We start from the raw sequence: 18,568 nt of genomic DNA, 5'->3' as shown, positions 1-18,568 counted from the left end.
CAGATGACTATTGCTCCACCATTCCAGGCAGATCTTCCGTCACTTCCTGTCATGAGTGACACTCATGAACAGCAGGGTGACTGCAAGGATGACCATATGCCCGGAAGATCTCCACGACTCCCAGCAATGATCAGCACCTGTTCTGTGCTCGCTCCGGATGGGGAACTGTGGCCGGAGCGTAAGAGCTTCTCGCCTGCTCATAATGCCTGGCGCCGCCGCATGATGACCTTTCTGAGGGCCAACCGCAAACGATTCCCGGGACTGGATGATGCCACTGCCGCCAGCGATACCCTGCTGCGCAATATGATTGACCGTGAGGCAGCCAAACAGGGAGCCACCACCCGTTTCCTCCAGGTCGTCTACCCGGAGCGTGACCTTGGCAATCTGCCGGATCCCCTCGATGAACTGATCTACATCATGATCTCCCGGCGCACACGTGAGGGAGCGTATCAGCAGGTCTTTGCCCGTCTGAAGGAACGCTTCCCGACCTGGGGGATGCTGGCCAGAGCACCGGTGGAGGAGGTTGATGCCATCACTGCAACCGCTGGCATGGGTATCCAGCGCGCCCGGGACCTGCAAACTGCCCTGAAACAGATCAGGGAGAAACTCGGGGAATATAGCCTTGAACAGCTGCGTGACTGGAAAGACGATCGGATCGAGGCATTTCTGACAGACCTGCCAGGCGTGGGGCCAAAGTCTGCCTACTGCGTGATGATGTACTCGCTTGGTCGCGCAGCCTTTCCGGTGGACACCCACGCGATCCGTGTGCTCACCCGTGTGGGCGTCTTCCGCGAGGCAGGGCTTGACCTGGCCAGCCTGGATCACAAGGCTGTGCAGGATGTCCTGGCTGATCTGGTCGCGCCCGAGCTGAGACATTCACTTCATGTCAGTCTCGTCCTGCACGGACGGGCAGTCTGCAAACAGACACCACTCTGCGGTGAATGTGCCGTCCGGAATATGTGCAACTTCTACCGTGATGCACAGGTACATCAGGCGGAGACCTCCGATCAGCCGACCATCGTCGACCTATTCTGCGGTGCCGGTGGATTGAGTGAGGGATTCCGGCAGGCCGGCTTTCGCACCATTCTGGCTGTTGACTCAAGCCACACTGCCCTGCAGACCTACCGGCTGAATCATCCAGAAGTGGCTGAGGACCGTGTTGTGTGCCAGGATTTACGTGATTTCAGGAAGGACGGCGAGCACCTGATGAAGCTTGTCGGTGATCGGCGGATCGACGTGCTGATCGGGGGACCACCCTGCCAGGGTTTCTCCAGGGCAGGGTGGCGCTCCCGCAACACCGGACGGAGGTTCACAGCCACAGGGGATGACCGCAACTACCTGTTCAAGGAACTGGTTGGGCTGCTGCATGTGATGCAGCCACGCATCTTTGTCATGGAGAATGTTCCTGGCATTGGTGAGGTGCAATTCGAGAACGGTGACAGTTTCCTTGACGTCATGCAGAAGGCCATGCGCCGTGCGGGTTACACAACCCATGTCTGGCTGCTGAACGCTGCTGCCTATGGCGTTCCTCAGATGCGAGTCCGGCGCATCATCGTCGGTGTCCATGGCCTGGCACGCATGCCTGCCCATTTGCAGAGATACATTCGCAGCCTGATCGAGGAACCACCGCCAGTGACGCACCGCGTTGCCAGCAACCAGTTCCGCGAACACTCACGCAGTGATAAGGCGGATCTACTACCGCCAGTCACACTGCGGGAAGCCATCGGGGATCTCCCCCCGGTGGAAGCAGGACAGGGTCAGTGGGTCGGACATGCCGGCGATATGACTGCCGGTCAGTCTTACATGGAAACACCCGGCACGGCGTTCCGCCATCCACAGGGGCTGCTGACATCCCATGTCGCGCGTTACAACAATGACACGGACCTGGAACGTTATGCAGAACTGCAGCCCGGGGAGAACTACCTTGATCTGGTCAAACGCCGTAGCGACCTCCGGAACTACAGTACTGGCAGCTTCCACGACAAGTACTTCCGGCTGCACCCCGATCAGCCTTCAAAGACTATCGTTGCTCACCTCCGGAAGGACGGGAACAGCTTCATCCATCCCACGCAGACGAGATCCCTCACCGTGAGGGAAGCTGCCCGGCTCCAGTCGTTCCCGGATTCATACATTTTCACAGGCAGCCGGGGAGATCAGTATCAGCAGATCGGCAACGCTGTGCCACCGCGTCTCGGGAAAGCGATCGCCAAACAGTTGCTGCGCATCCTGAATCTATTGCAGGCGGCTGGCTACGACAGCAGGGCGGCACGCGAGAGGCAGATCAGAGAGTGAAGGCGCCAGGCAACACCGTGAGCGAGGGCGTAGCCATACCGGAGCATGATCTCGCTCCGCCTCCAGCTACTGCCATGATCGAGGCGATGCGTGCTCTGGGCTACAGCCTCCAAGCCGCCATTGCCGATATTGTTGACAACTCCATCTCTGCTAATGCCCGCAGGATCGAGATCCGCCTGGACTGGCGTGAACATCAGGCCACAGTTACCGTCCTCGACGATGGGATCGGGATGAACCGTGAGACGCTGATCAACGCCATGCGGCCCGGTTCCCGCAACCCGCTGGAGAAGCGGGCGGCTGGTGACCTCGGCCGCTTCGGGATGGGCCTCAAGACTGCATCGTTCTCGCAGTGTCGTTGCCTCACTGTTGCTACGCGGGTAGCTGGAGGCCCAATCGAGGTCAGGCGCTGGGACCTGGATCATGTGGCTGCTACGGAGGAGTGGCAACTGCTGCACGGCTTCCGGCCTGGCAGCGAGTGGCAGGCTGACAGGCTGACCGGAATAGAGCATGGCACGCTTGTCCTCTGGGAATGTCTGGACCGACTGACAGGGACGGTCGGGGCTGATCCTGCTTCGCAGCAGCGCGCACGGGCTCAGTTCCTGGCCCAGGCGAGGAAGGTGGAACAGCACCTAGCCATGACGTTCCATCAGTTTCTCACAGGCCAGGGGAAGGTTGAACTCCTCCTGAATGGTAAGCCGATTAAACCATGGGATCCACTGCTTGCCAGCCGAGAATACATTGAGCAGCAGCCCGAGGAGTGGCTCTGGCTGGATGGACAGGCCATACGGGTACAGGGAACCGTCCTGCCCCATCATTCCCGCCTAGCGGGTCCAGATTTGCTGGAGGCAGAGGGGCCACGCGGCTGGAATTCCCAGCAGGGGTTTCACGTCTACCGTGACGGGCGCCTGCTTGTCGCAGGTGGGTGGCTAGGGCTTGGCCTTGAACGTGACGACAGATTCCGTCTGGCCCGCATCCGCATTGACCTGCCCTCCAGCCTGGACGCCCAGTGGGGAGTGGATATCCGCAAGGCTCGGGTGACTGTCCCTCCATCCCTCCGTGAACGCCTGAGGAGCATTGCCCGGCTTACCCGCGACCGGGCACTGCGTGTCTACCGTCATCGTGCGAGGTTGTTATCCCCCCGACGGCCGGATGAGCCTGTCAGCCTGTGGACTGTGCGGACCACCACGCAGGGGGGCTACCAGCATGAGATCGACCGTCTCCATCCTCTGATCCAGGCTCTCCAGCAGGTGCCAGGCGCACAACCGGGCCTGAACGCGCTTCTCAAAATGATCGAGGCGACCCTGCCAGTTGAACGCATCTGGCTCACAGAGACCACCAGGGATCAGTCTGCGCCGGAGAGTCCCGATGAGCTCGATGCTCTCCGGAAAACACTGACCGATGTTGTGACTATGCTCGTCAGCAATGGTTACAACGAGGAGGAGGCTCTCCTGCTGGCCCGCGGCATGGAGCCCTTCTGTAATCATCCCGGCATCACGCCCCTTCCCCTGCCACCGGAGTCAGCTACATGACCACCATCAACAACCATCATGAAGGTATCCTCGAACTCACCCGCACGCTGCTCAACATTGCTGGGCAGGAGATCACCTATGACCTGATCGCGGAGACTGTGACCCAGGCATCGCAGACCCTGAAGCTGACTCTGATGCCGGAGGAGGTGCAACAGATCAACTCACAGTTGCGAGAACTCTATGCAGTGTCGATCGGCCAGGGGGCCATCCTCATAGATAACCGCGACCACGAACCCTGGCTCCAGGCACGCAGCGCATCCATCACTTGGAACCTCTATCGCCGCTACGAGAAGTACCTCGCCAGCCAGGGCTGGCATCCGAGGACGCTGAGCCGACTCAGCGAACTGTCCGCCAGTATCCTCGGGTTGCTCGAGGATCCCAGGCGCGAGGGCTCCTGGGACCGGCGGGGCATGGTCGTCGGGCAGGTACAGTCCGGCAAGACGGCGAACTACACTGCCCTGATCAACCGTGCGCTGGACGCAGGGTACCCGTTGATCATCGTCCTGGCTGGACGCTTCAACGATCTGCGCAGTCAGACGCAGCAGCGCATCGATGAGGGGGTTCTAGGCTACGACACCCTGACGCTCAACCCTGCTCAGAATGCTCCACACCGCATCGGAGTGGGGCAGGTGTACGGTTATGGCACCCGCCACATCAACAGCCCGACCACCAGCGCCCAGAACGGTGACTTCTCCAGTTCGGCTGGCGGAATCAAACCGGGCAAGGACCCGGTGGTCATGGTGGTCAAGAAGCAAAAGACCGTGCTCAAGCGCCTTCTGAAGTGGTGCGAGAACCTGAAGTCGACACCGATGCCGGTCCTTATCATTGATGACGAAGCGGACGACTCATCGGTCAACACGAGGACCATCCTGGACGAGAATGGGAATCTCGACCCGGAATACGATCCCACTGTTATCAACGGCCTGATCCGGCTCATCCTGAACGCCTTCGACCGTCGATGCTATCTGGGCTACACCGCCACCCCGTACGCCAACATCTTCATTACCCGCGAGGGCAGGTCAACGAAGTACGGGGATGACCTCTTCCCACGCAGCTTCATCGTCAGCCTGCCAGCACCTGATAACTACATCGGCCCTGAACGTATCTTCGGCATGAGTGACGATCCCATTCTCGGCACTGGAAGAGAGGGTCTCGACCTGGCACGTCCAGTGACCGACTGGGCAGACTGGGTTCCCGCAAAACATGACACTGCCTGGATCCCCTCGCCTGATCTGCCCCCCAGTCTGCACACGGCTATTCGCTGTTTCATCCTAGCTACCGCAGCCCGGCGTGCACGCGGCCAGGGTCTGAAGCACTCTTCCATGCTGGTCCATGTCACCCGTCTCAAGGCTGTGCAGAAGAGGGTGACCGATCAGATCAATGACGAAATGAGTTCCCTGCGAAACCGTATACGTTACGGACTCAAAGACGAGACGATACGTGACGAACTACATGAGCTGTGGGATGCCGAGTTCACGCCACTGGATGACGGCCTGACCTGGGAGCAGGTCAATGACTGCCTCACCGAGGCTACAGAGGAAATCGTCGTCAAGACAATTAATGGCGATGCGAAGGACAGCCTTCAGTACCATGAGCATTGCGAGGTGGGCCTCAAAGTCATCGTCATCGGCGGCGATCGCCTCTCACGAGGCCTGACGCTCGAGGGACTGGTGACCAGCTACTATCTGCGGAACGCTGGTGCCTATGACACACTGCTGCAGATGGGCCGCTGGTTCGGGTACCGGCCAGGTTACCTCGATCTGTGCCGCCTCTTCACCTCGCCGTCGCTGATCGAACAGTACGTGCATGTAACTTTGGCATCCGAGGAGCTGCGGCGGCAGCTGGAGCTGATGTCCGAGCTGGAGATGACACCGGAACAGTTCGGATTGCGGGTCCGGACCGATCCAAATCAGACTATGACGGTCACGTCCATGAACAAGATGCGCTCTGGCACGCCGCTCCAACTGAGCTACTCCGCCACGCTGAGTGAGCAGGTGACCTTCCTGACTGCGCCAGCGGTCAATATTAACAATCAGAATCAGGTGAAGAAGCTTCTGACTTCTGCAGGGCAGCCGGCAGCTTCAGCAGATCAACAAGGAAAGCTACCGAACATCATCTGGCACCATGTCGATCCAGATCTCATCGTGGACTTCCTACGTGGCTACCGGATATCGAGCGCGAATTTCCGCATGATCCCCACCGCGCTGGCCCAGTACATCGAGGGACGTAACACAAAAGGTGCCCTCATCGACTGGACAGTCGTGCTCGTCTCGAACAGCCGGGCGGGGGACAACACAACGACCCTGGCCGGTCAGACCGTGGGCTACATCCAGCGCACTCACCTTCCCCCCACAAGGCAGGAACGTCTCGCAATCCGCCGTCTCCTCAGCCCGCCGGACGAGGCCCTTGATCTGACACCCGGGGAGAGGAAGGCCTGCATACAGGAAGTGCAGGGCCGCAACGGACCGGTGGTCAAGTTCTCGCCTGTGGCTGCCCGCAGGAAGCGCGGCCCGCAGCGTGGGCTGCTACTGATCTATCCTCTCCAGCTGCGCGCACCTGGCGGACAGTCCGGGGATAATCCGCAGACAGCCGAACCTACTTCCTCACCTGCGCTGCAAACTTTCGGCATTGCCGTAAGCTTTCCGTCCGACCCGGAAGCACGTGAGATGAAGTATCTGGTCAACGAGACCTACTGGCAGAATGAACATGGACTCCCTGACTCTGAAGAGGACGCGCTTTGAATCTCAGTGATACCTGGGCAGCCCTGGAGAGTAAGCCCCACGGGCCTGACACAGCATTGCTGATGCAGAGCAGCCATGATGGCGTTCACTCAGCCGTGGCAGCGGGCCTGCGTGTTCCGGATGCACAGCGGGTGCTCATCCTCCGGCTGGACTCCGCTCAGGCGCGAATCCTCCAACGCCAGGGCATGACCACCGCGATCACGCTCACACGATTGCAGGATGACCGGCTGTTCTCCGGACAGGTGAACATTGAGCTGGCTTCTGCTGATCAGCGCTACCAGGAACTCTTCACCCTGATCGGTGATGACCTCATCGCCCAGCTTGAAGATGACCCCGTGAATGCAGGACATGTGATCCTCGCGCGCCTCGACCTGTGGCGGGAGTTCCTGCGTCGCCGGGAAGAGGGAGACACTGAACGCTGGGCGCGTGGACTCTTCGGGGAACTGTGGTACCTGAAGCACCATGTTCTGCCCCACCGCCCCGGTCTGGCCGGTCTGGGATGCTGGCTCGGGCCAGCCGGTGCCGCCCATGACTTCGAGCTGGGTGCCTGCACCATTGAACTGAAAACCGGGACAACTGGCAGCGAGACCGTCAGCATCTCCAGTCTTCAGCAACTGACACCGTCTCCCGGTAGCAAGCTCCTGCTGGGCCACCTGCGCCTGCGCCGGGACAGCCAGGGAATGACGCTCAGGGAACTGAGCGCCAGCATCCGCGCAATGCTTCCACCAGAGGCGCACCAGCTTCTGGAAAGCCGTCTACTGGCCGCAGGCTATGTTGAACAGGACCGCGAACTGCGTGATGATCTACGGCTTGCCGTGCAGGATCTTCGCATCTTCCACGTCACATCCGGTTTCCCGGCACTGACTGTCGCTAGCGTACCAGTCGGTATCGAACAGTGTACCTACACCATCAACCTCGCCTCATGCCACTACTTTCAGGTCCCGACAGACTTTCCCTGGAACCCTGCCCTGGAGATCACCAGCAACAATGAACACTGATCTGATCGAATTTGCCACACGCGTACAGGAGGACATCAGCACTGGCCTCGACAGCGCTCCGGAAGGCGGTGCCTACCACGCGGAGATGCTGACGACTCTGTTCATCGACCAGCTCACCGATGACCTACGTAACGCCCCATTCGAGGATGGCGAGGTTGCCCACTACCAGAATGCCCGAATGCGGGTCAGTGGTTACTCCCTTTCAGATGCCGGAGACCGGCTGGATCTGTTCGTGACCATCCAGCGCGGCGTCATACCGCCTGAGTACATCCCGCCCGTGGAGGTACAGCGTGCCTTCAGGCAGCTTGGTCGCTTTCTGGAACGTGCGCTCTCAGCGGAGAACCCCTTGCACCTGAACATGGAGTCGGCCATGCCTGGCTACGACATGGCCCTCCGGATACACGAGAACCGCGAGTACCTGAGCCATGTCCAGATGCACCTGTTCACGGACGGGCTAGTAAGAGACCACCGGCCTGAGGACGTGAACATCGGCACCTTCATGGTGAAGCGGCACGTGTGGGACATCCAGCAACTCCAGCGGCACCATGCCCACCGACAGCAACCGAGAACCATTATCATAGACCTACAGGAGATGTTCGGGCAGTACATTCCCTGCCTCGAAATGCCTGGCAGTGGGCAGGACTACGATGCCTGCCTCGCCATCATCCCAGGGAATGTGGTAGCGAGGATCTACGCTGAGCATGGAATGCGTCTCCTCGAGCGCAACGTGCGTGCATTCCTGCAGGCACGTGGTGGAGTGAACAAGGGGATCCGTCATACCATACTGAAGGAGCCGGGCCGGTTCCTTGCTTACAACAACGGCATCTCCGCCACTGCATCAAAGGTTGAGTACGTGACACTCTCCAATGGGCGCCGGGCCATCAGCCGCATCCATGATCTCCAGATTGTCAACGGGGGTCAGACCACCGCCTCGCTGCACCGGGCAATGGTGCGCGACAGGGCGGACCTCGGACAGGTGCATGTGCAGGCCAAGATTACCATCGTCGACCAGCAGCGAATGATGGAGATGGTGCCACTGATCTCACGCTATGCCAACAGTCAGAACAAGATCGAGGAGGCTGATCTGGCGGCCAACGATTCCTTCCATGTAGCACTTGAGCAGGAGTCCAAGAGAGTGTGGACACCTGCACTGGCAGGAGTCACCCAGTCACACTGGTTCTATGAGCGTGCTCGTGGGCAATACCAGGATGCAGAGTCAGGCATGACCACGACTGCGCGCAAGAAAGCCTTCCGCAAGGAGAATCCGAAGAATCAGAAGATCACCAAGGTTGACGTGGCCCGTTTCATTGATATCTGGGACGGGATGCCAGACGTTGTGAGCCGTGGTAATCAGAAGAACTTTGCGTACTTCACACTTCGTCTCAGCAACATCGGCGCGGTAGATGTGAACAGGGAGCTGTTCCAGCGCCTCGTGGCTATAGCTATCCTCTCCAGGGAAGCCAGCAAAATGGCACGTGCCTATCCAGCATACAAGGTCAATATCGTCACCTACACACTGGCGTGGATCGTGAACCGAACGGAACAGCGCCTTGATCTGGATCGCATCTGGCGTGAACAGGCAGTGCCACAGGGACTACTGGACATCATGCAGGCCGTTATGAAGCAGATTCAGAATGAGATCAATACCAGACCAGCCGGCGCCAATGTCACGGAGTGGTGCAAGAAACCAGTGGCCTGGGAGGAAATCATGAAACTGAGCATCCCGGCTACCGACAGTCTCAGCAATTTCCTTACTAATCAGCCGATTGTCTTACTCCAGGCTCTTCCCCGGGAGGAAAACCCTGCAGCAAACATCCTGGATGATGACGATGCCGAAGGCAATACCGGGCCAGAACAGCATCTGTCGACCACGCCCCTGGAGGACATTTACCCCGAACAGAAGGCCTCGCCTGATTGAAATCAGGAGGGGGATAGCCATGAACTTTCATCAGCGCCTCCAGAACCAGTAGAAAAGCTTGCTGTAATGAAATGCTGCAGTTCAGGTGCTCGGAAACGGAGCTTCAATCAGCTCAGCAGGCGTGGGACGTGGGAGCATACCGGAGCCTGAGGGAATCATTCCGTCAGGCTCAAACATGAGTGGGTGGACTCAGGAGGATTGCCGCAAGGTATCTGAGTACATCATTCCTGTCACCGGTAATCACCACCTCCTCCGCCGATTCATCACGGACCCTATCCCAGTAATCTCGCCGGAGGGTCCACGCATCTGATTCCCTTGTGGCAACAAACCACTGTCCCTCTCCTTCCATGCCGTCCTGAAGGACAATCTCATCTTCATCGCAATCTGGCACCCACAGGACCCGGGCAGCATCCGGGTAAACGTAGAGAGTACATAGCTGTCCAGTATTGATATGAGGTCCCTGGCTGGTCTGTACCAGTCCAGCTTCCACAGCTCCATACAGGATAGGAAGTCCATCAGAGGAATGGTTCACCTGTGCATGGTAGTTCATTTCCGGGGCCTGCCCGAACACGATCGTGCACATCTCTACTCTGGCAAGCGTTTCCCCAGAAGCACGCGCGCCACCAGCTCGCGGTGCAGGGCGGGATTGAGCCAGCGCATCAGCTCGATCATCCCGTCGCTCAGGAAGAGTGCGTCCGTCTGACGCCGCCAGTCAGCATCGCCGCCTCGTCGGGTACTACGCTCCTTGCGAATCTCCAGCATCGGAGTGTTCAGGTGACGGTACAGAAGTCCGAGAGCGAAGCCCAGCTGAGCGCCGTCGCTGAGGCGTGTGATGAGGTGCGAGAGACTTCTACCACTGACACTGTGAGCCGAGGTGACTCCCTGACCTGTACGCAACGCGTTCAGGAAATCATTCACAGCAGTACGGCGATCAAGAGCACCTGTCTGCGGCCCCCTTCGATTGTTCACATTCCAATTCGAAGCTGGGGCAACTGCTTCTGCTATGACTGCCCACTGCTCGTCAGTGAGCGAGAAGTCCGGCAGAGCACGGTGTTCCCAGCTCATGTAGGCATGTGCACCTTCAAGCAACCCTGGCCAATCAGTTTGCAACTTCCCAGGAGACATGTCCAGCAACGCCTGGAGTAGCCAGATGCGTAGGAGCAATACCCGGTTCGCTCCCGCACCGTAGGGCGACTCAGATTCAATCAGCGCAACACGTGCGAAATGCTTGAGACGCAGCTGGACGTTACCCTGTATGAGCCACGTTCCAGTCCGAGCAGCTCCCAGACGCACATTCAGTCTCTCCTGAACAGAGGGTCTCAATCCCTTTCCGTTCGAAGACATCCAGGCACTTGCCGGGGGAGGTTCAATGCTGGCGACAGGGTGTTCATTCTGCAGGATGTCCCAGAGGCCAAAGCCGGCCAGGAAATCCTCCAGACATGTCAGAAAGAGCGTCCAGTCAGATCCGGAGACGACAGAGCGCTCTACAACAGGCAGGACTGCACTCTCGGGAGAAGGCAGAACGGCTGGAGCAGCCAGATCACCCAGGCACCACGGACAGGATGTGACAGGCGTTCTTCCTGGGGTGCCGCCGGTTCTAGGACGGCGCCAGGTTCTGTCCAGGTTGAAAGAGGCACGGAGTGCACCAGAACAGTGCGGACATGCATCGAGCAGCAATCTTCCGTGATGTTGACAGTGCACTTCCCGGCGATTGAGCCATGAAAGACGAATGTACGGCACAGTGTCCCCGGAAAGACAGAGCGGACAGTACTGCAGCAGGTGAATCCCAAGGAACGGCGCAGGCACTTCACCGTTCCGTCCTGCAGTACGCAGTATGACTGGTGGAGGTGTCCCGGCCGCCAGAAGAGCGGAGACAGGCTGACCGGAACGCCTAGCAAGATCGCCCAGCCTGTCCGCAGGAAGGACATCACGCACATCACCGCGCTCCAGACCCATGTCAAGCAGAAGGCGCTGAAGAGTGGTCTCGTTAGCCGCAGCGACCCGGAGCATCCAGCTGCCCAGCCACTCACCCTGTTGAAGGCGAGGGTGAATGGGCCAGAGGTTACTTTGAGTAGTCACGGCCCTGCTATCAGAGCACGTGAGGCAGTGCCATGGCAAACGCTCACGCATAGGCCAATCTGGAAGAGTCTGGTCTCCCTGACGAGAAAAATCCAGTTACGTGGGAGTAGTGCCACCGCAAACACTAATGCCACGCAAACGCACAACCAGTGCCACCGGGAACGATAATTGACAGCTGCTGGCCTGACGGCAGCTCCGGCCCCTGCAGACCTGGCGACGGTGTGAGCTGACCAATCCGCCACCCGGCTGCAGCGAACCCGGGGGAGAGAGCAAATGGCGCCTCTTTCCCGGGTTTTCTTTGACCTCCCGTAGACCAAAAAAAGCCCCCGCCTGGCTGGGGCAGAGGCTGCAGCGGGGAGAATCGGTGGCTCAGAAAGCCGGGACGATGGCGCCCTTGTACTTGTCCAGAATGAACTTTCTGACCTCGTTGCTCTGCAGGGCCTTGACCAGCTTGAGATAACGGGGATCGTTCAGCATTTCGGGTTTGGTGGCCAGCAGGTTGGCGTAGGGGCTGTCGGCGTCTTCCAGCAGCAGCGAGTCCTTCAATGGGTTCAGCTTGGCTTCCAGCGCGTAGTTGGTGTTGATCACGGCGGCGTCCAGATCGTCCAGCGAGCGCGGCAGCTGCGCAGGGTCCAGCTCGCGGAACTGCAGTTTCTTGGGGTTGTCGCTGATGTCCAGCACCGTGGCACTGATGCCGGCCTTGGGGTCCACTTTCAGCAGGCCGCCTTTTTCCAGCAGTTTCAGGGCGCGGCCCGAGTTGCTGGGGTCGTTGGAAATGGCGATGGTGGCGCCGTCCGGCAGCTGGCTGAGGGTGTTGTAGCGGTGGCTGTAAAGGCCCAGCGGTTCCACGTGAATCTTGGCGCCACCCACAATGCCCAGGGGCCGCTGCGCCTGGAATTCATCCAGATACGGCTGATGCTGGAAGTAGTTCAGGTCAATGCTGCCTTCGCCCAGCGCCACGTTGGGCTGCACATAGTCGCTGAATTCCACAATCTGCAGGTCTACGCCTTCTTTGGCCAGCTGTGGTTTGACGAATTCCAGAATTTCTGCGTGCGGCACCGGGTTGGCGCCTACTCGAAGTACGGCGTTCTGGGTGCTGTCCGTGCCCGAAGCCTCGCCTGCCGGAGCAGCGGCAGTCCCAGAGACAGCCGTGGTGGCTGCGCTGGCCGTACCCGCTGCAGGGGCGCTGGTGGCCGTATCGGTGCTGGTGGTTCCGCTGGCCGTATTGGGCGACGAGCAGCCGGCCAGCAGGGCGGTCAGGGTGAGGGCCGGGAGCAAACGCAGGGAGGAGGGGAGAGCCATGATGTGTCTTCCTTTCAACGTGAAAGTTCGGGAGAGGGAAAAAAGTTCAGAAAACCGGAATGACGCTGCCGCTGTACTTTTGCTGCAACCAGTCGCGCACTTCAGGGGTGGTCAGGGCGTCAGCCAGCCGCTGGATGCTGGGGTCATTCTTCTTGTCGGCGGTGGTGGCCAGCACGTTCACGTAAGGGCTGCCTTTATCCTCGTGCAAGATGGCGTCCTTGGCCGGGCTGAGTCCTACTTCCAGGGCGTAGTTGGCGTTCACGATAGAAGCGTCGGTGTCGGGCAGCGAGCGGGGCAGCTGGGGCGCTTCCAGTTCCAGAAATTTGAAGTGGTGCGGGTTCTCGGTGATGGCGTTCAGGCCGGCGTCGGTGGCGGCCTCCGGCTTGAGGGTCAGCAGGCCGCCCTTTTGCAGCATCAGCAGCGCCCGGCCTTCATTGGTGGGGTCATTAGGAACAGCGATGGTGGCGCCGTCGGGTAAGTCGGCCAGCCGGGTGACCTTTTTGCTGTAAAGGCCCAGCGGCGGCAAATAGATGTCCCGCACCGCCACGATGTTGAGTGGCCGGTCAGCCTGGAAAGTGTCCATATACGACTGGCTCTGGAACAGGTTGGCGTCCAGGCTGCCCTCGCCCAGCGCCGTGTTGGGCGTCACGTAATCGGTGAACTCGGTCACCACCAGATTGATCCCCTGCTGGGCCAGCTTGGGTTTAACGAATTCGAGCAGCTCGCCGGCCGGCACCGGGGTGGCGCCAACACGCAGGGTAACTGGCTGACTGCTGGCCGCCGTTCCCGAAGTGGTTGCAGCGCTAGCCGGGGCTGCTTCGCCACTTGCTGAACTGGCCGTAGTCGCCGTGGAGGACGCAGTAACAGTCTGGGTGCTGCTGGTCGTTTGCTGGGCCGTCTTGTTGCAGGCAGCCAGCAGAGACAGACTGGTCAGGGCAAGCGTGGGCAGGACAGGTGCAGGCAGGGCGTGGCGCATAGAGGTGCTCCTTGAAGGGAAATGAGGGGTAAAAAGTGGCACTCTGCCGGTTTGGAAAGGGATTCGCCGGCTCTAGAATGAGCGGCCAGACATGGGTCAGCGGTGGTCGGCGCGGCGCTCGGCCCAGTCGCCCAGCCACTGCATCAGCTGCACGATCAGCAGCAACGCCACAACGGTCACGACCATGGTGGGCGTGTCGAACCGCTGATACCCGTAGCGAATGGCCAGGTCGCCCAGCCCGCCGGCGCCGATGGCTCCGGCCACGGCCGAGTACCCCAGCAGGCTGATGACCAGCACCGTCAGGGAGTGCAGCAGGCCCGGCAAGGCCTCGGGCAGCAGCACCTTGGTCACGATCTGACCGGTGGTGGCGCCCATGGCCCGGGCCGCCTCGGTCACGCCAGCCGGCACCTCACGCAGCGAGCCTTCTACCAGCCGCGCCAGAAACGGGACGGCGGCCACAGTCAGCGGCACGATGGCGGCGGTGCTGCCGATAGACGTGCCGACCAGGGCGCGGGTCAGCGGAATCAGCACGATCATCAAGATGATGAAGGGAAAAGAGCGGCCCACGTTGACGACAGCGTCCAGCACCCGGTATAGCGCCGGGTTGGGCGTCAGCCCGCCGGGGCGGGTCAGGGTCAGCCAGACGCCCAGCAGGGTGCCCAGCAACTGACCCAGCAGGGCAGCGGGAATCACCATCCACAGGGTTTGCAGCGTGGCTTGCCACAGCAGCGGCCAGACAGCCGGATCCAGGGTCATGCGCTCACCTCCACCGGGTTGACCAACAGCTGAGCGTACAGCTCGGCGACACTGAACTGTGCCGGAACCGCCAGCCAGGCCAGCACCTGCTGGCGGCCACCGATCACGGTGGGCTGCGCCTCTACCACCCGGCCACCCAGCGCGGCCAGGCGGCTCAGCACCGCCGCGTCCAGTGCAGGCAGGGTCAGCTGCTGCAGCGCTTCATCCGCGCTCAGCTGCACCTGCGGCTGGTGGGCGCCCAGCAGGGCGCGGGTGGTCGCGTGCTGCGGCCGGGCCAATACCTGCCCGGTTTCGCCGCTTTCCACCAGCCGGCCCTGGTCCAGCACCGCCACGTGGGTGGTCGAGCTGCGCACCACTTCCATCTGGTGGGTCACGATGATCAGGGTCAGGTCGCGCTCCTGCTGGATACGGATCAGCAGGTTCAGAATGCTGGCGCTGGTTTCGGGGTCCAGGGCGCTGGTGGCTTCATCGGCCAGCAGCAGTTCGGGGTTGGTGACCAGGGCGCGGGCAATGCCTACCCGCTGCTTTTGGCCGCCCGACAGCTGCGCCGGGTAGCGGCCACCCAGGTCAGCCAGGCCAACCTGCGCCAGGGCCTCGCGGGCCAGCGCTTCACGGCGGGCTTTGGGGACGCCGGCAAATTCCAGCGGCAGAGCCACGTTCTGCACGGCGGTGCGCTGAGCCAGCAGGTTGAAATGCTGGAATACCAGCCCGGTGCGGGCCTGCCGGGCGCGGCGCTGGGCAGGGCTGAGGGCCAGCAGGTTCTCGCCGCTCAGCCGCAGTTCGCCGCTATCGGGGGTGTCCAGGCCGCTCAGTAGCCGGACCAGGGTGCTTTTGCCGGCGCCGCTGCGGCCGATGATGCCGGTGCGGCTGCCACGCGGCACGCTGAGGGTAAAGTCGTCAAGGGCGGTGTGGTCACCGAAGCGTTTGGTAATGCCGCGCAGTTCCAGGGCGGGGCCGCCGGCAGGCTGAGCTGCGGCGGTGCCGGCGGCAGAAACGGCAAAGAGGGGCGCTGTGGTCACGGAAAGTACCTCTTCGTGAGTGAGCGGTCAGCGGAACGGGCCACGCGGGGCAGCCGGAAGATAAAAAAACGTTCCCTTTCCTGGGCGTTAAAACTCGGAAGGGAACGCTGAAAAATCTGTTCTCGCTTGGCGCCGCTTGCCACCCGTAGGTGGGGTGCCCCCTTCCCTTATCGTTCCCGTCGCTTCACATCGTGATTCACGCGGGCTGGCAGAGCACCTTAGCCGTAATGAGGGCCGGTTGCTGCGGTGGTTATCGGGCCAGATCCCTACACCGCTCTGGATAAAGGTGTGACCCGCGTATGGGGGTCTGGTGGAAAAGTGTAGTCCCCGGGGGCAGGAGTGTCAAGGGGGCGGCCACCTGGAGCACATGCACCAGCATGCGCCACAAGCAGCTGAAAAGGCTCTCTGGCCCGCTAGACTGCCTGTCATGCCTGCCACGACACCTCCGCCCGCCCCTTCTCCTTCGACCGACTTTCAGGCCTGCCTCCGCCGCGCAGAAGCCTTGCCGCTGGCCGAGGTGCTGGCCCTGCTCTCGGGAAGCGACTACTGGCACACCTAGGCGGCGGGCGGCGCGCGGGCGCTGCACCTGACCGACGGCCCCCATGGCATTCGCCGGCAGCTGGGCGAGCAGACCACCTCCGACCTCGACAACAGCGCGCCGGCCACCTGTTACCCTACAGCGGCGGCGCTGGCCGCCAGCTGGAACCCGGCCCTGATCCGTGAAGTGGGGCAGATGTTAGGCCGGGAAGCCCGGGCGGCCGGGGTGGATGTGCTGCTGGGGCCGGGGGCCAACCTCAAGCGGTCCCCGCTGTGTGGGCGCAACTTTGAGTATTTCTCCGAGGCCCCGCTGCTTTCGGGCGACCTGGCGGTGGCCTGGATCAGTGGCATTCAGAGCCAGGGCGTGGGTGCCAGCCTGAAGCATTTTGTGGCGAACAACCAGGAATACCGCCGAATGTCGATTGACGCGGTGGTGGACGAGCGGGCGCTGCGCGAACTGTATCTGGCCAGTTTTGAAAAAGCGGTGCAGGACGCTCGGCCCTGGACGGTGATGGCCGCCTACAACGGCGTCAACGGCCGCTTTTGCTGCGAGTCGCCCCGGCTGCTGCAGGGCATTTTGCGCCAGGAATGGGGCTACGACGGCCTGGTGGTCAGTGACTGGGGCGCCGTGAGCGACCGGGCCGCCGCCTTCCGCAGTGGTCTGGACCTTGATATGCCCGGCGTGGCGGCCCTCACGGCTCCGGCACTGGAAGTCGCCCTGCAAGCAGGCCAGATTCAGGAAGCCGACCTGCGCCGCGCCGCCGCCCGGGTGCTGCAACTGGCCGCCCGGGCAGACACGGCACAGGCCCAGGCTGCCGAGCCGTTCGTGCCAGCCGAGGCCCACGCCCTGGCCCGTGAAGCAGCGATTCAGGGCAGTGTGCTGCTGAAGAATGCACCGCTGGCCGGCACACCCTTGTTGCCGCTGCACCAAGGCCAGCGACTGGCGGTCGTTGGGGCTTTTGCAGCGCAGCCACGCTACCAGGGGGCCGGCAGCTCGCAGATGGTGCCGCGGCAGTTGGATATTCCGCTGGAAGCGCTGCGGGAAACTTTCGGCGCGGCCCAGGTGAGCTACGCGGCCGGCTACGACCGCTACGGCGAGGAAACCGACCCGGAGCTGCTGGCAGAAGCGGCGCGGCTGGCTGCCGAGGCGGACGTGGTGGTGGCGTTCGTGGGCCTGCCCGAAGCCTTCGAGGTCGAGGGCATCGACCGGCAGCACCTGGGGCTTCCAGCCAGCCACAACGATCTGATTGAGGAACTGCTACTCAGCAACTCGCGGATGGTGGTGGTGTTGCAGGGCGGCGCGCCGGCCGAACTGCCCTGGGCCGACCGGGTGCCGGCGCTGCTGAACGCGTACCTTGGCGGGGAAGCCGGCGGGAGCGCCCTGGCCGCCCTGCTGAGCGGAGCGGCCAGCCCCAGCGGGCGGCTGGCCGAGAGCTGGGCTGCGCAGCTGGAACACTGGCCCTCGTCCGCGCAGTTTCCGGGTGGTCCCCGCACGGTGGAGTACCGCGAGAGCCTGCTGCTGGGCTACCGCTATTTTGACCGGGAAGACGTGCCGGCGCCGGTGCCGTTTCCTTTCGGACATGGCCTGAGCTACACCCGGTTTCGCTATGCGGACGCCCGGCCCTCCTCGGATGGCCGCTCAGTGACATTGACCGTGTCCAATGTAGGAAGCCGCGCCGGTGCCGAGGTCATGCAGCTGTATCTGCGCCGTTCGCAGGCCACCTCGGCGGTGCTGCGGCCGGGGCAGGAGCTGGCCGCCTACGCCCGGGTGGACCTGGCGCCCGGCGAATCGCGGGACATTACCCTGCAGCTGCCGCCCCGTGCCTTTGCCCACTACGACCCTTTCTGGGGCCGCTGGCGCACCGAGGCGGGTGAGTGGCAGGTACGTATCGGGGCTTCGTCGCGGGATATCCGGGTGGAGTACCGCCTGCAGGTCTCGGGTGAGACTCTGCCCGATCAGCTGCCGAATGAGTACCGCTATCCCGGTTTCCCGCTGCGCATCGGTCAGCCGGCGTTCCGGGCGCTGTATGGCCGGCCGCTGCCGGAAAACCGCGACTACCGCAGTGGTGAGTACACCGCCAACACCCCGCTGGACGCCATGCAGGAGCACCCGCTGGCCAGCAGCCTGTTCCGGGCACTGGTGTGGCATCAGCGCGAACTGGTTGACGACAGCGGCGCCAGCATGAACTTGGCCCACAACCTGCGCCAGCTGCCGCTGCGGGCCATGACCATGAACCCCGGCGTAACCGCCAATCCGCCGCTGGCCCGTTTTCTGGCCGAAGTGATCAACGGCCGCTACCGGGCCGCCGGCCGTGAACTGTCGTTGGCCCTGCGCCGCAGCTGGCACAAACGCCGGTTCTAAGCCAAAGGAAAAGGGCGCCTGCCTGTGTAGCTCAGGCGGGCGCCCCTCTCGGGTCACTA

Annotated in this window: 12 protein-coding genes, 1 pseudogene and 1 riboswitch; of the genes and pseudogenes, 7 read left to right on the top strand and 6 right to left on the bottom strand. The window is 61.8% G+C overall.

What is annotated here, in order from left to right; all coding sequences use genetic code 11:
* The first annotated feature begins 3 nt into the window (after nucleotides 1-3).
* From dcm to OCI36_RS12465, 5 genes are all read left to right on the top strand, one after another.
* Nucleotides 4-2,292 carry a DNA (cytosine-5-)-methyltransferase gene (gene dcm / locus OCI36_RS12485; protein WP_261665408.1) on the top strand — a complete coding sequence of 763 codons (2,289 nt, stop codon included), beginning with the start codon at nucleotides 4-6 and terminating at the stop codon, nucleotides 2,290-2,292.
* 74 nt (nucleotides 2,293-2,366) lie between these two features.
* A complete protein-coding gene (locus OCI36_RS12480) occupies nucleotides 2,367-3,821 on the top strand; it encodes an ATP-binding protein (protein ID WP_261665407.1) in 1,455 nt (484 codons plus the stop codon).
* The gene (locus OCI36_RS12475; RefSeq protein ID WP_261665406.1) at nucleotides 3,818-6,562 is read left to right on the top strand and encodes a Z1 domain-containing protein; all 2,745 of its coding nucleotides are present in this window, start codon (nucleotides 3,818-3,820) and stop codon (nucleotides 6,560-6,562) included. The genes OCI36_RS12480 and OCI36_RS12475 overlap by 4 nt, the downstream gene beginning before the upstream one ends.
* Entirely contained in the window at nucleotides 6,559-7,560 is a 1,002-nt protein-coding gene (locus OCI36_RS12470; RefSeq protein ID WP_261665405.1) for a PD-(D/E)XK motif protein, read from the top strand. The genes OCI36_RS12475 and OCI36_RS12470 overlap by 4 nt, the downstream gene beginning before the upstream one ends.
* Nucleotides 7,550-9,478: an AIPR family protein gene (locus OCI36_RS12465; RefSeq protein ID WP_261665404.1), complete on the top strand. Its 1,929-nt coding sequence runs from the start codon at nucleotides 7,550-7,552 to the stop codon at nucleotides 9,476-9,478. The genes OCI36_RS12470 and OCI36_RS12465 overlap by 11 nt, the downstream gene beginning before the upstream one ends.
* A 585-nt stretch (nucleotides 9,479-10,063) precedes the next feature.
* Here OCI36_RS12465 and OCI36_RS12460 read toward each other — a convergent pair.
* The 6 genes and pseudogenes from OCI36_RS12460 to OCI36_RS12440 all read right to left on the bottom strand — a co-directional run bounded on the left by OCI36_RS12460 (nucleotide 10,064) and on the right by OCI36_RS12440 (nucleotide 15,610).
* The gene (locus tag OCI36_RS12460) at nucleotides 10,064-10,543 is read right to left on the bottom strand and encodes a hypothetical protein (RefSeq protein ID WP_261665403.1); all 480 of its coding nucleotides are present in this window, start codon (nucleotides 10,541-10,543) and stop codon (nucleotides 10,064-10,066) included.
* Between the two features lie 618 nt (nucleotides 10,544-11,161).
* Nucleotides 11,162-11,608, bottom strand: a pseudogene (locus OCI36_RS13465) (TniQ family protein); the annotation flags it as partial.
* A 318-nt stretch (nucleotides 11,609-11,926) separates the two neighbouring features.
* On the bottom strand, nucleotides 11,927-12,859 hold the full coding sequence (locus tag OCI36_RS12455) for a MetQ/NlpA family ABC transporter substrate-binding protein (RefSeq protein ID WP_261665402.1): 933 nt from the start codon (nucleotides 12,857-12,859) through the stop codon (nucleotides 11,927-11,929).
* 46 nt (nucleotides 12,860-12,905) lie between these two features.
* Nucleotides 12,906-13,835, bottom strand: coding sequence for a MetQ/NlpA family ABC transporter substrate-binding protein (locus OCI36_RS12450; protein ID WP_261665401.1), 930 nt, complete (start codon nucleotides 13,833-13,835; stop codon nucleotides 12,906-12,908).
* Between the two features lie 96 nt (nucleotides 13,836-13,931).
* The gene (locus OCI36_RS12445) at nucleotides 13,932-14,591 is read right to left on the bottom strand and encodes a methionine ABC transporter permease (RefSeq protein ID WP_261665400.1); all 660 of its coding nucleotides are present in this window, start codon (nucleotides 14,589-14,591) and stop codon (nucleotides 13,932-13,934) included.
* On the bottom strand, nucleotides 14,588-15,610 hold the full coding sequence (locus OCI36_RS12440; RefSeq protein ID WP_409996744.1) for a methionine ABC transporter ATP-binding protein: 1,023 nt from the start codon (nucleotides 15,608-15,610) through the stop codon (nucleotides 14,588-14,590). Before OCI36_RS12440 ends, OCI36_RS12445 begins: the two co-directional genes overlap by 4 nt.
* Nucleotides 15,611-15,774: 164 nt before the next feature.
* Nucleotides 15,775-15,897: riboswitch (SAM riboswitch) on the bottom strand.
* A gap of 140 nt (nucleotides 15,898-16,037) precedes the next feature.
* On the opposite strand from OCI36_RS12440, the gene OCI36_RS12435 reads away from it, so the two are divergent.
* Nucleotides 16,038-16,169, top strand: a complete 132-nt coding sequence (locus tag OCI36_RS12435) for a hypothetical protein (protein WP_261665399.1) — start codon at nucleotides 16,038-16,040, stop codon at nucleotides 16,167-16,169.
* Nucleotides 16,170-16,190: 21 nt separating this feature from the next.
* On the top strand, nucleotides 16,191-18,509 hold the full coding sequence (locus tag OCI36_RS12430) for a glycoside hydrolase family 3 C-terminal domain-containing protein (RefSeq protein ID WP_315941287.1): 2,319 nt from the start codon (nucleotides 16,191-16,193) through the stop codon (nucleotides 18,507-18,509).
* The last annotated feature ends 59 nt before the right edge of the window (nucleotides 18,510-18,568 follow it).

The organism is Deinococcus sp. Marseille-Q6407, assembly GCF_946848805.1.
Classification (GTDB): Bacteria; Deinococcota; Deinococci; order Deinococcales; family Deinococcaceae; genus Deinococcus.
This window is presented reverse-complemented; position numbering and strand designations above follow the sequence as displayed.

Bases quoted from the DNA above. Each gene is read 5' to 3' on its own strand.
- dcm (WP_261665408.1), top strand. From the start codon at position 4: ATGACTATTGCTCCACCATTCCAGGCAGATCTTCCGTCACTTCCTGTC.
- OCI36_RS12480 (WP_261665407.1), top strand. From the start codon at position 2,367: ATGATCGAGGCGATGCGTGCTCTGGGCTACAGCCTCCAAGCCGCCATT.
- OCI36_RS12475 (WP_261665406.1), top strand. From the start codon at position 3,818: ATGACCACCATCAACAACCATCATGAAGGTATCCTCGAACTCACCCGC.
- OCI36_RS12465 (WP_261665404.1), top strand. From the start codon at position 7,550: ATGAACACTGATCTGATCGAATTTGCCACACGCGTACAGGAGGACATC.
- OCI36_RS12460 (WP_261665403.1), bottom strand. From the start codon at position 10,543: ATGAGCTGGGAACACCGTGCTCTGCCGGACTTCTCGCTCACTGACGAG.
- OCI36_RS12455 (WP_261665402.1), bottom strand. From the start codon at position 12,859: ATGGCTCTCCCCTCCTCCCTGCGTTTGCTCCCGGCCCTCACCCTGACC.
- OCI36_RS12450 (WP_261665401.1), bottom strand. From the start codon at position 13,835: ATGCGCCACGCCCTGCCTGCACCTGTCCTGCCCACGCTTGCCCTGACC.
- OCI36_RS12445 (WP_261665400.1), bottom strand. From the start codon at position 14,591: ATGACCCTGGATCCGGCTGTCTGGCCGCTGCTGTGGCAAGCCACGCTG.
- OCI36_RS12435 (WP_261665399.1), top strand. From the start codon at position 16,038: ATGCCTGCCACGACACCTCCGCCCGCCCCTTCTCCTTCGACCGACTTT.